The organism is Actinorhabdospora filicis, from assembly GCF_030269765.1.
Lineage (GTDB): Bacteria > Actinomycetota > Actinomycetes > Mycobacteriales > Micromonosporaceae > Actinorhabdospora > Actinorhabdospora filicis.
Genome location: NZ_BSTX01000002.1, coordinates 1,148,331 through 1,159,150, shown reverse-complemented (window position 1 = coordinate 1,159,150; position 10,820 = coordinate 1,148,331). Strand labels below are relative to the sequence as shown.

General features: G+C 71.0%; 13 protein-coding genes. 10 read left to right on the top strand and 3 right to left on the bottom strand.

Annotated elements, in window-relative coordinates; all coding sequences use genetic code 11:
* Position 1: 1 nt before the first annotated feature.
* Both QSK10_RS18250 and QSK10_RS18245 read right to left on the bottom strand, forming a co-directional pair.
* Complete coding sequence (locus QSK10_RS18250) at positions 2-766, bottom strand: DUF2397 family protein (RefSeq protein WP_285664043.1); 765 nt, start codon at positions 764-766, stop codon at positions 2-4.
* Positions 767-903: 137 nt separating this feature from the next.
* Positions 904-1,824, bottom strand: coding sequence for a COX15/CtaA family protein (locus QSK10_RS18245; protein ID WP_285664042.1), 921 nt, complete (start codon positions 1,822-1,824; stop codon positions 904-906).
* 185 nt (positions 1,825-2,009) lie between these two features.
* Here QSK10_RS18245 and QSK10_RS18240 point away from each other — a divergent pair, with 185 nt between their 5' ends.
* From QSK10_RS18240 to QSK10_RS18200, 9 genes are all read left to right on the top strand, one after another.
* On the top strand, positions 2,010-2,720 hold the full coding sequence (locus QSK10_RS18240; protein ID WP_285664041.1) for a helix-turn-helix transcriptional regulator: 711 nt from the start codon (positions 2,010-2,012) through the stop codon (positions 2,718-2,720).
* A 34-nt stretch (positions 2,721-2,754) separates the two neighbouring features.
* Entirely contained in the window at positions 2,755-4,188 is a 1,434-nt protein-coding gene (sufB, locus tag QSK10_RS18235) for a Fe-S cluster assembly protein SufB (protein WP_285664040.1), read from the top strand.
* Positions 4,189-4,240: 52 nt separating this feature from the next.
* Positions 4,241-5,419 (top strand): Fe-S cluster assembly protein SufD, encoded by a 1,179-nt coding sequence (sufD, locus tag QSK10_RS18230; protein ID WP_285664039.1) that lies wholly within the window; start codon positions 4,241-4,243, stop codon positions 5,417-5,419.
* On the top strand, positions 5,419-5,763 hold the full coding sequence (locus QSK10_RS18225; RefSeq protein ID WP_285664038.1) for a non-heme iron oxygenase ferredoxin subunit: 345 nt from the start codon (positions 5,419-5,421) through the stop codon (positions 5,761-5,763). Before sufD ends, QSK10_RS18225 begins: the two co-directional genes overlap by 1 nt.
* Positions 5,764-5,783: 20 nt before the next feature.
* Complete coding sequence (sufC, locus tag QSK10_RS18220) at positions 5,784-6,560, top strand: Fe-S cluster assembly ATPase SufC (protein ID WP_285664037.1); 777 nt, start codon at positions 5,784-5,786, stop codon at positions 6,558-6,560.
* A 2-nt stretch (positions 6,561-6,562) separates the two neighbouring features.
* Entirely contained in the window at positions 6,563-7,867 is a 1,305-nt protein-coding gene (locus QSK10_RS18215) for a cysteine desulfurase (protein ID WP_285664036.1), read from the top strand.
* A complete protein-coding gene (sufU, locus tag QSK10_RS18210; RefSeq protein ID WP_285664035.1) occupies positions 7,867-8,319 on the top strand; it encodes a Fe-S cluster assembly sulfur transfer protein SufU in 453 nt (150 codons plus the stop codon). The genes QSK10_RS18215 and sufU overlap by 1 nt, the downstream gene beginning before the upstream one ends.
* Entirely contained in the window at positions 8,316-8,711 is a 396-nt protein-coding gene (locus tag QSK10_RS18205; RefSeq protein WP_432705338.1) for a metal-sulfur cluster assembly factor, read from the top strand. Before sufU ends, QSK10_RS18205 begins: the two co-directional genes overlap by 4 nt.
* Before the next feature lie 124 nt (positions 8,712-8,835).
* Positions 8,836-9,333, top strand: a complete 498-nt coding sequence (locus QSK10_RS18200; RefSeq protein ID WP_285664034.1) for a Uma2 family endonuclease — start codon at positions 8,836-8,838, stop codon at positions 9,331-9,333.
* Between the two features lie 6 nt (positions 9,334-9,339).
* Here QSK10_RS18200 and QSK10_RS18195 read toward each other — a convergent pair whose 3' ends face one another.
* Positions 9,340-10,023, bottom strand: coding sequence for a DNA alkylation repair protein (locus QSK10_RS18195; RefSeq protein ID WP_285664033.1), 684 nt, complete (start codon positions 10,021-10,023; stop codon positions 9,340-9,342).
* Between the two features lie 48 nt (positions 10,024-10,071).
* Here QSK10_RS18195 and QSK10_RS18190 point away from each other — a divergent pair, with 48 nt between their 5' ends.
* On the top strand, positions 10,072-10,800 hold the full coding sequence (locus tag QSK10_RS18190; protein ID WP_285664032.1) for an acVLRF1 family peptidyl-tRNA hydrolase: 729 nt from the start codon (positions 10,072-10,074) through the stop codon (positions 10,798-10,800).
* The last annotated feature ends 20 nt before the right edge of the window (positions 10,801-10,820 follow it).

The following is a 10,820-nucleotide window of genomic DNA, read 5'->3' as shown; positions in this document are numbered from 1 at the left end:
ATCACGACCTCCCGTCGAGCGGCGCGACGCGCACCTTGAACCCGTCGAGGGTGATCACGCCGTCCTCGCCGTACAGCGGTGTGCGGACGCCCGGCGCGCGCAGCAGCTGGAGCTCCAGGCCCGTGGGGGCGTCGGCGACGTAGGCGTCCCCGTCGGGCGCGGCCTGCGCCAGCGCGCGGCCGAGCAGATCGGTGAGCAGCCGGAACGCGCCGCGGGAGAGCCTGCGCCGGGCCAGGTCGGCGGCCGCCTCGCGCAGCTCGCCGGAGGCGCGGGCGAGCTCGCGTCCGGCCCGCCCGTCGCGCTCCAGGACCGCCTCGCGCGCCGCCGCCAGGTCGAGCGCCGGCGGAGGTGGCCCTTCGGCGGCGGTCGGCTCGGGGGAGGGGACGCCGATCGCGGCGGCGTAGAGGCGCGCGGCCTCCTCGTCACCGGCGGCGTCGACCCGCCCGGCCAGCTCCGCCAGCCACCGAGAGGGCGGATCGGGCGCGGTGGCCGCGGCGACCTCCACCGAGGTCGCCGACACCGCCCGCAGGATCCGCCGCCCGAGATCGGTGAGCCCGTACCGCACGGTTCCCGCGCGGTAGGCCACCAGACTGTCGGCCTCGTCCGTCCTTGTCACGTTGCCCCACGCGACGAGCCGCTCCAGCCTCGCCCGTGCGCCGTCCGGGTCTCCGCCGGTGGCCGAGGCCACCTCCGTCGCGGTCAGGCGCAGTTCGCGGTCACCGTCGAGGGCGCCGAGAACCGCCTGGTACGACCCGGAATCGGGCACGAGAAGATGAGCCAGTCCCGTCGGCGAGGCGGGGGAACCGGTGCCGGAAGCGGTCACCGGTGAGGCCCCCAGCATCCCACCGTCCACAAACCATGACGTTATCGGTCAAGATGGACGGTCGCCGGGAGAACGCGAAATCAGCTCGCGGCCTCGGCGGGAACCTGGCGCGGGCCGGGCACCGGCAGGTCGGCCACGTCGCGCACCCGGGTCCGGAACGGCAGCAGCAGGGCCGCGATCCACAGCACCGACGCGCCGAGCATGTGCGCGCCCACCAGCAGCGCCGGGACGTTGGTGAAGTACTGCACGTACCCGATGACGCCCTGGCCCAGCTCCACCCCGAGCAGCCAGTAGGCGGCCACCAGTGCCGCGCGCGGGGCCTTGACGGCCCGCAGCGCCAGCACCATCGCCACCGTCAGGCCGATCAGGAGGAAGACCGCGTCGGCGTGCAGCTGGGTGATCAGGTGCCCGTCGATGTTCAGGCGGGGCGTGGCCGGGTCGCCGCCGTGCGGGCCCGAGCCGGTCACCAGCGTGCCGATCACGATCGCCGCCAGGGCCGTCCCGGTGATCGACCAGGCGAGCACGCGCAGGGGCCGCGGGACGACCGCGCGCGGCGGGCCGTCCGGCTCGCCCGAGCGCACCCAGAACGCCACCGCCGCCACCATCACCCCGATGCTGGCCAGGAAGTGCCCGGCCACCGTGTACGGGTTCAGGCCCGTCATGACCGTGATCCCGCCGATGACCGCCTGCGCGGGGATGCCCGCCAGCAGCAGCGCCGAGACCTTCACCAGCGACGTCCGGCGCGGCTTGCGCTTCCACGCAGCGATCAGGCCCAGCAGCGCGATGAGGCCGACGACCACGCCGAAGAGGCGGTTGCCCCACTCGATGGCGCCGTGGATCCCCATCTCGGTGGTCGCGTGGAACGACTCCGGGGAGCAGTTGGGCCAGGACGGGCAGCCCAGGCCCGAACCGGTCAATCGGACGGCCCCGCCGGTGACCACGACGACGACGTTGGCGATGATGTTGATCAGCGCGATGCGCCGGACCCATGCAGGTGACACGGTTTCACAGGCTACGGGGACCACCGGAGGGCGTCGTGGCCGGGTGCGGGCCAAGTTCTACAGGGCATCGAAGTTCCTGCTGGGGCCGGTGACGGCCGCCACGAAGCCGGTAAGGGTACCCTGCGTGATCACCTTCACCGGCCCCCGGAATGGCCCCCCGCTGCGAAATAGGTAACACTGGGGTTGTGGAATTCGACGTGCTGATCGAGCGGACCGGGGGCGCATGCGCGACTCCCGACGGCCGCACGCGCCAGCGCGTCGCCCAGCTGCTGCTGGAACGGGGCCACGCCACCGCCGCCGAGCTCGCCGCGACCCTGGGGCTGTCCGCCCACGGCGTCCGCAAGCACCTGGACGCCCTGGCCGGTGAGGGCCTGGTCGAGACCCGCGAGCCCACCGCCACCGGCGGTCGCGGCCGGGGACGCCCGGCGAAGGCCTACCGCCTCACCGAGGCCGCCCGCGACACGTTCCCGCACACCTACGACAACCTCGCCGGCGACGCGCTGCGCTGGATCTCCCGCCACGGCGGGCCCGGCGCGGTCGGCGCCTTCGCCGCCGAGCAGGTGGCGAGGCTGGAGGACCACTGCCGGACCGCCATGGACGGCGCCGGTGAGGAACCCCTGGCCCGCGCCGCCGCCCTCGCGGGGGCGCTCTCGGCCGAAGGCTACGCCGCCACCGCCTCGGCCATCGCCTCCGGTGGCCAGCTCTGCCAGCACCACTGCCCGGTCGCGCACGTCGCCGCGGAGTTCCCGCAGCTGTGCGAGGCCGAGACCGAGGTCATCGGTCGGCTCGTCGGCACACACGTGCAGCGGCTGGCCACCATCGCCAACGGCGACGGAGTGTGCACCACGCACATCCCCGCCCCGCAGACGACCAGCAAGCCCGGTTCCGGGCGGTAGATACCGCCGAGAGATTGCTAAGGACGCGACAGACATGACGGAGACCACGAGCCAGGCCCCGATGAGCCAGGACGAGGTACTTGCCTCCCTCGGTAAGTACGAGTACGGCTGGGCCGACTCCGACGTGGCCGGCGCCTCGGCGCAGCGCGGACTGTCCGAAGCCGTCGTCCGCGACATCTCGGCCAAGAAGAGCGAGCCGCAGTGGATGCTGGACCTGCGCCTGAAGGGCCTCAAGCTCTTCGGCCGCAAGCCGATGCCGAACTGGGGCTCGGACCTGTCGGGCATCGACTTCGACAACATCAAGTACTTCGTGCGCTCCACCGAGAAGCAGGCCGCCTCGTGGGAGGACCTGCCCGAGGACATCAAGAGCACCTACGACAAGCTGGGCATCCCGGAGGCCGAGAAGCAGCGCCTGGTCGCCGGTGTCGCCGCCCAGTACGAGTCCGAGGTCGTCTACCACGCCATCCGCGAGGACCTTGAGCAGCAGGGCGTCATCTTCCTCGACACCGACACCGCGCTCAAGGAGCACCCGGAGCTCTTCCAGGAGTACTTCGGCACCGTCATCCCGGTCGGCGACAACAAGTTCGCCGCGCTGAACACCGCGGTGTGGTCCGGCGGCTCCTTCATCTACGTCCCGCCGGGCGTCCACGTCGACATCCCGCTGCAGGCCTACTTCCGGATCAACACCGAGAACATGGGCCAGTTCGAGCGGACCCTCATCATCGTCGACGAGAACGCCTACGTGCACTACGTCGAGGGCTGCACCGCCCCGATCTACTCCTCCGACTCGCTGCACTCGGCGGTCGTGGAGATCATCGTGAAGAAGGGCGGCCGCTGCCGCTACACGACCATCCAGAACTGGTCGAACAACGTCTACAACCTGGTCACCAAGCGCGCCGTGGCCCAGGAGGGCGCGACCATGGAGTGGGTCGACGGCAACATCGGCTCCAAGGTGACCATGAAGTACCCGGCCGTGGTCATGACCGGCGAGCACGCCAAGGGCGAGGTCCTCTCGGTCGCCATGGCCGGTGAGGGCCAGCACCAGGACGCCGGCGCGAAGATGACCCACGCCGCCCCGTACACGTCCTCCTCGATCATCTCCAAGTCCATCGCGCGCGGCGGCGGCCGCACGTCCTACCGGGGCCTGATCCAGGTCAACGAGGGCGCGCACCACGCCAAGAGCACCGTCAAGTGCGACGCGCTGCTGGTGGACACCATCTCCCGCTCCGACACCTACCCGTACGTCGACGTCCGCGAGGACGACGTGCAGATGGGCCACGAGGCGACCGTCTCCAAGATCAGCGACGACCAGCTGTTCTACCTGATGAGCCGCGGCCTGACCGAGGACGAGGCGATGGCCATGATCGTCCGCGGGTTCATCGAGCCGATCGCCAAGGAGCTCCCGATGGAGTACGCGCTGGAGCTGAACCGACTCATCGAGCTGCAGATGGAGGGCGCGGTCGGCTGACCGCGCCGCCAGGACACATCTCGTTTCGCATTCGACCGGAGTAGAGACACGCATGACCACGAACGCCTTGGCGCGCCCGCATTCGCACGGGGCGGGCGCCGAAGCGCCCCCGAAGACGAAGTCGCAGCTGCTTCGCTCCTTCGACGTCGCCGACTTCCCGGCCCTCAACGGCCGTGAGGAGGACTGGCGCTTCACGCCCCTGCGGCGCCTGCGCCACCTGCACGACGGCGAATGGAGCCCGGCCGCCGCGTCGCCCCGCCACGAGTACGGCGACCTGCCCGAGGGCGTCACCGTCACCACCGTCGGCAAGGACGACGCCCGTATCGGCAGCGTGCTGACCCCCTTCGACCGGGTCAGCGCGCAGGCCTTCACCGGCGCCTCGGAGGCCCTCGTGGTCTCCGTCGCCCGCAACGCCGCCGTCGCGACCCCGGTCGTGGTCCGCGTCGTCGGGCAGGGCGCCGAGGGCGTCGCCTTCGGGCACACCTTCCTGGAGATCGGCGAGTCGGCCGAGGTCACCATCGTCCTCGACCACACCGGCTCGGTGACCCTCGCCGACAACGTCGAGATCGCCGTCGGCGCCAACGCCAAGGTCACCCTGATCTCGGTGGCCGACTGGTCCGGCGACGCCGTGCAGGTCCAGCACCAGAAGGCCCGCCTGGCCCGCGACGCCAGCCTCAACCACATCTCGGTGAGCCTGGGCGGCGACCTGGTCCGCCAGTACGTCTCGGCCGAGTACACCGGCCCGAACGCCTCCTTCGAGGCCGCCGGGGTGTACTTCGCCGACACCGGGCAGCACCTGGAGCACCGCCTGCTGGTCGACCACGGCGTCCCGGACTGCCGCAGCGACGTCAACTACCGCGGCGCCCTCCAGGGCGACGGCGCGCACGCGGTGTGGGTCGGCGACGTCCTCATCCAGGACGTGGCCACCGGCACCGAGACCTACGAGATCAACCGGAACCTGGTCCTCACCGAAGGCGCCCGCGCCGACTCGGTGCCGAACCTGGAGATCGAGACCGGTGAGATCGTCTCCGCCGGGCACGCCAGCGCCACCGGCCGCTTCGACGACGAGCAGCTGTTCTACCTCCAGTCGCGCGGCATCACCGAGGACGAGGCCCGCCGCCTGGTCGTGCGGGGCTTCTTCGCCGAGCTGCTGAACAAGATCCCGGTCGCCGACCTGCGGGACCGCCTGCTGGCCACCATCGAGGAGCGCCTGTCGAGGGCCGGCGCCTGATGGAGGCCACCACCGACCGGATCCGCGTGTGCGCGCTGGCCGACCTCCCGGTCGGCACCGCCGTGCGCGCCGAGATCGACGACACGCCGATCGCGCTGGTCCGCACCGGCGACGAAGAGGTCCACGCCATCTACGACGAGTGCTCACACGCCGCGGTGGCGCTCTCCGAAGGGGAGGTCGAAGGCTGCACCCTGGAGTGCTGGCTGCACGGCTCCCGCTTCGACCTGCGGACCGGTGAGCCCACCGGCCTGCCCGCCACGGTCCCGGTGCCGGTCTACCCGGTCGAGGTCCACGACGGCGACGTTTACCTGAGCATGGTCCCCAAGACCACGAGTGACGAGTAATCACAGGAGCGAGTAACACAATGAGCACCCTTGAGATCCGCGACCTCCAGGTGTCGGTCAACACCGGCGATGAGGAGAAGCCGATCCTGGCCGGGGTCGATCTGATCATCCGGTCCGGCGAGACGCACGCGATCATGGGCCCCAACGGCTCCGGCAAGTCGACCCTGGCTTACTCGATCGCGGGCCACCCGAAGTACACCATCACCGGCGGCTCGGTCCTCCTCGACGGCGAGGACGTGCTGGAGATGAGCGTGGACGAGCGCGCCCGCGCCGGGCTGTTCCTCGCCATGCAGTACCCGGTGGAGGTCCCCGGCGTCTCGGTGAGCAACTTCCTGCGCACCGCCAAGACCGCCATCGACGGCGAGGCCCCCAAGCTGCGCACCTGGGTCAAGGAGCTGCAGCAGGCCATGGACGACCTGGAGATGGACCCCCAGTTCGCCACCCGCAGCGTCAACGAGGGCTTCTCCGGCGGTGAGAAGAAGCGCCACGAGATCATGCAGCTGGAGCTGCTGAAGCCCAAGATGGCCATCCTCGACGAGACCGACTCCGGCCTCGACATCGACGCCCTGCGCATCGTGTCCGAGGGCATCAACCGGGTCAAGGAGAAGCAGGGCCTGGGCGTCCTGCTCATCACCCACTACACCCGGATCCTGCGATATGTGAAACCCGACTTCGTGCACGTCTTCGTCGGTGGGAAGATCGTGGAAGAGGGCGGGCCGGAGCTGGCCGAGCAGCTTGAGGCCGAGGGCTACGACCGTTACGTCAAGGGCGCCGGCACCGCCGCCGTGGGGGCGTAACCATGACCGATCCTGGAACGGTTCTGAAGGACGAGCTGTACGGCGACATGCCGAAGCTCGACGTCGGCGCGATCCGCGCCGACTTCCCGATCCTCGGCCGCGAGGTCAACGGACGGCCGCTGGTCTACCTCGACTCCGCCGCCACGTCCCAGAAACCGGTCCAGGTCGTCGAGGCGATGCGGGAGTTCGCCCTGGCGCACAACGCCAACGTCTCCCGCTCGGTGCACACCCTGGGCACCGAGGCCACCGAGGGATACGAGGGGGCGCGGGTGAAGGTCGCGGCCTTCATCGGCGCCGCCCGTCCCGAGGAGGTGGTGTTCACCAAGAACTCCACCGAGTCGATCAACCTCGTGGCCTACTCGATGCTGGCCGCCTCACTGGACCCGAAGGCCGACCCGCGACTGCGGCTCGGCCCCGGCGACGAGGTCGCCATCACCGAGATGGAGCACCACTCCAACATCGTGCCCTGGCAGCTCCTGTGCGAGCGGACCGGCGCGACGCTGCGGTGGCTGGGCATCGCCGACACCGGCCGCCTCGACCTGTCCAACCTCGGTGAGATCGTCAACGAGCGCACCAAGATCGTGTCGTTCGTGCACCAGTCGAACCTCCTGGGCACCATCAACCAGGTCTCGCCGATCGCCCAGCGCGCCCGAGAGGTCGGTGCGCTGGTCATGATCGACGCGTCCCAGTCGGTGCCGCACATGGGCGTCGACCTGGCCGACTACGACGTGGACTTCATGGTCTTCACCGGGCACAAGATGCTCGGCCCCACCGGCATCGGCGTCCTCTACGGCCGCACGGAGCTGCTGGAGGCCATGCCGCCCTTCCTCGGCGGCGGCTCGATGATCGAGACGGTGTCGATGACGGGTTCGACCTTCGCGGCGCCCCCGGCGAAGTTCGAGGCGGGCACCCCGCCGATCGTGGAGGCCTACGGGCTCGGCGTGGCCGTCGACTACCTGAACCGGGTCGGCATGGACGCCATCCGCTGGCACGAGAAGGAGCTCACCGCCTACGCGCTGGCCGCGCTGGGCACGGTGGACGGCCTGCGCGTGGTCGGGCCGGGCGCGGCCGTCGGCCGCGGCGGCTGCGTCTCCTTCCACCTGGACGGCATCCACCCGCACGACGTCGGGCAGATCCTCGACTCCGAGGGCGTCGAGGTCCGCGTCGGACACCACTGCGCCAAGCCGACCTGCGTCCGCTTCGGCGTCCCCGCCACCACCCGCGCGTCGTTCTACCTGTACAACACCACCGCGGAAGTGGACGCCCTCATCGCGGGGTTGGAGAAGGTACGGAAGGTGTTCGGCTGATGCAGTTGACCGACCTGTACCAGGAGATCATCCTGGACCACTACAAGCACCCGCACGGGCGCGGACTGCGCGACCCGTACGAGGCCGAGGCGCACCACGTCAACCCGACCTGCGGCGACGAGATCACCCTCCGGGTCCACCTGGAGGGCGACAAGGTCGCCGACGTGTCCTACGACGGTGTGGGCTGCTCGATCTCGCAGGCCTCGGCCTCGGTGCTGTTCGACCTGCTGAACGGCAAGGCCCTGAGCGAGGCCATGACCACCATCGAGGCCTTCACCGAGCTGATGACCGGCAAGGGCGAGGTCGAACCCGACGAGGACGTGCTGGAGGACGCGGTGGCCTTCGCCGGAGTGGCGAAGTACCCCGCGCGCGTCAAGTGCGCCCTGCTGTCCTGGATGGCCTTCAAGGACGCCGCGGCCCGCGCGGCGAGTGAGAGCGGAGACAAGTCGTGAGCGAAGAAGTGCTGGAGACGGCCTCCGCCCCCGAGGCGGAGGGCGCGACCCCGGAGACCGGCGGCAAGAAGGCCGCCGTGGACGACATCACCGAGGCGATGAAGGACGTCGTCGACCCCGAGCTCGGCATCAACGTCGTCGACCTCGGCCTCGTCTACGGCGTGCACGTCGACGACGACAACGTCGCCACCCTCGACATGACCCTCACCTCGGCGGCCTGCCCGCTGACCGACGTCATCGAGGACCAGACCCGGTCGGCCCTGTGCACCGGCCCCGGCGGCGGCCTGGTCAACGACATGCGCATCAACTGGGTGTGGATCCCGCCGTGGGGCCCCGACAAGATCACCGACGACGGACGCGACCAGCTCCGCGCGCTCGGCTTCAACGTCTGAGGCACTGTACGTCAGAGACACCGCAACGTCTGAGGTTTCAGCGGACGCGTGAGTTATCGCCGAAGGCCCGCCCGTGCGGCGGGCCTTCGGCGTGTCCGCCCGCCCTCGCCGTCGTTGTACCCGCGTGTACGCGATCGAGTTCCCCGGCCATGACCTCGCGGTGGACGACCTCGTGCGCCTGCCGCACGGACCGCGTTACGAACTGCACGAGGGCGCGCTGCTGATCTCGGGACCGCCGATCCTGTGGAAGTCGCGGGTCTGCGCCGAACTGGCCGCCGCGCTGCACCGCGACGGGCTGCCCGTGCGCGAGCGGGTCCACGTCCGCCTCGGCGCGCGCAGCAGCCGCGTCGCCGACGTCGCCGTCTTCCGCCGCGAACCCGGCCGCGAGCGCTGGCTCTTCGAACCCGAGGAGCTGGCCATGACCGTGGAGATCGACGCCTCGAACTCGCCCTACGCCGCCCGCGAGGACCGCGCGGCCCGCTTCGCCACGGCCGGGATCCCCGTCTACTGGCGGGTGCGGCCGGCCGGGGACGGCGACGCCGTCATCGTCCGTCACGACCTCGGCGCCGGCGCCCGCTACGCCGAGACCGGCGTGACGACCCTGTCGGTGCTGCTGGGCTGAACCGGCCTACTCGCCGATGTTCTTCAGGGCCTCCCGCCGCGACAGCCCCGGCAGGTTCGCGCGCTTGACGTACTCGCGCACCGCGTCCGGGTCGGTCTTGGCGTACTCCCGCAGCGCCCAGCCGATGGCCTTGCGGATGAAGAACTCGGTATCGCCCTTGCGGCGCTCGCAGTAGGCGAACAGCCGCGCGGTGTCGGTGTCGCCCTTGTAGGTGAGCTGGTGCAGGATGGCGATCCTGGCCAGCCAGAAGTCCTCCTCGCCGATCCACTCGTCCATGACCGCCGCCAGTTCCGGATGGGCCGCCACCAGCGGCCCGGCCACGCGGGAGGCGAGGGCGTCGACGGTGTCCCACCAGGACTTGGCGGTGACCAGCTCGTGCAGGACGGGCACGAAGGCGGGGGAGAGGGCGCGGGCGCGCTTGACGAGGACGTCGGTGGCGAAGTACTGGTACTCGCGCTCCGGCAGTGCCCAGCAGGCGCGGGCCAGCGCGGCCAGGCCGGCCTCCGGCCACGACTTCGTCTCGGCCAGCAGCGGCCGCGACGCGCTGCGGCGGATCGGCGTTGGCAGGCCCAGGAACGGGAAGAGGTCGCGCATGTAGGCGGCCATCGCGGCCGCTCGCGCGGTGTCGGCCTCGGCTTCGAAGGCGGTGCGCAGGCGGTCGGCCAATGCGGTGGTCGGCGGGTTGTCCATGCGACTATCCTCGCCGAGACCCCCGACGAGACGGCCCAGGTGATCACGATGTCCTCTTCGCGCCCCGCTACCGGCGGAGGCCGGATCATCGCCGTCGCCCCCGAGCGGGTGGTGCGCTGGCTGAACGGGTTCATCGGGCGGCACGGTCCCAGCGCGATCGAGCAGACCCTGGACGGGATCACCCTCACCGCCGCCGACGGGTCGGTCGCGGCGTGCGCGCTGCCCCTCGACGAGCGCTTCGAGGCCGAGGTCGAGCCCGAGGAGCTGGTGGAGGCCTTCGTCGAGCGGGCCGAGACCGAGCGGGTGGTGGCCGTGGTGATCCTGCGCAAGGGCGCCTTCGCGATCGGGGTGTTCCGCGGGGCGAAGCTGCTGGCCTCGAAGGTCGACACGACCTACGTGCAGGGACGCACCGCCGCCGGGGGCTGGTCGCAGCAGCGCTACGCGCGCCGCCGCGAGAAGCAGGCGGCGATCGCGCTGAAGAAGGCCACCGAGGCCTGCGTGCGGGTCCTGGCCCCCTTCGTCGGCGAGATCGAGGCCGTGGTGGGCGCCGGCGACAAGCGGGGGATCGCCGAGATGCTGACCGAGAAGCGCCTGGCGGCGCTGGGGGACCGGCTGTTGCCGCTGTCGATGGACGTCGGCGAGCCCCGGCTGAACACCCTCAAGGACACCCCGCGCCAGTTCCGGGCCGTCCACATCCACCTCACCGAGCCCGAACCCGAGCCGGAGCCCGTGCCGGACGCCGGGGACGCCGAGGGCCGGGCCGCGCGCGGCGATTGAACCGCGCGGGAGTCGGCGGT

Coding starts and splice junctions, on each gene's coding strand:
- QSK10_RS18195 (WP_285664033.1), bottom strand. CDS start 10,023: ATGGACAACCCGCCGACCACCGCATTGGCCGACCGCCTGCGCACCGCC.
- QSK10_RS18190 (WP_285664032.1), top strand. CDS start 10,072: ATGTCCTCTTCGCGCCCCGCTACCGGCGGAGGCCGGATCATCGCCGTC.
- sufC (WP_285664037.1), top strand. CDS start 5,784: ATGAGCACCCTTGAGATCCGCGACCTCCAGGTGTCGGTCAACACCGGC.
- sufD (WP_285664039.1), top strand. CDS start 4,241: ATGACCACGAACGCCTTGGCGCGCCCGCATTCGCACGGGGCGGGCGCC.
- QSK10_RS18225 (WP_285664038.1), top strand. CDS start 5,419: ATGGAGGCCACCACCGACCGGATCCGCGTGTGCGCGCTGGCCGACCTC.
- sufB (WP_285664040.1), top strand. CDS start 2,755: ATGACGGAGACCACGAGCCAGGCCCCGATGAGCCAGGACGAGGTACTT.
- QSK10_RS18215 (WP_285664036.1), top strand. CDS start 6,563: ATGACCGATCCTGGAACGGTTCTGAAGGACGAGCTGTACGGCGACATG.
- sufU (WP_285664035.1), top strand. CDS start 7,867: ATGCAGTTGACCGACCTGTACCAGGAGATCATCCTGGACCACTACAAG.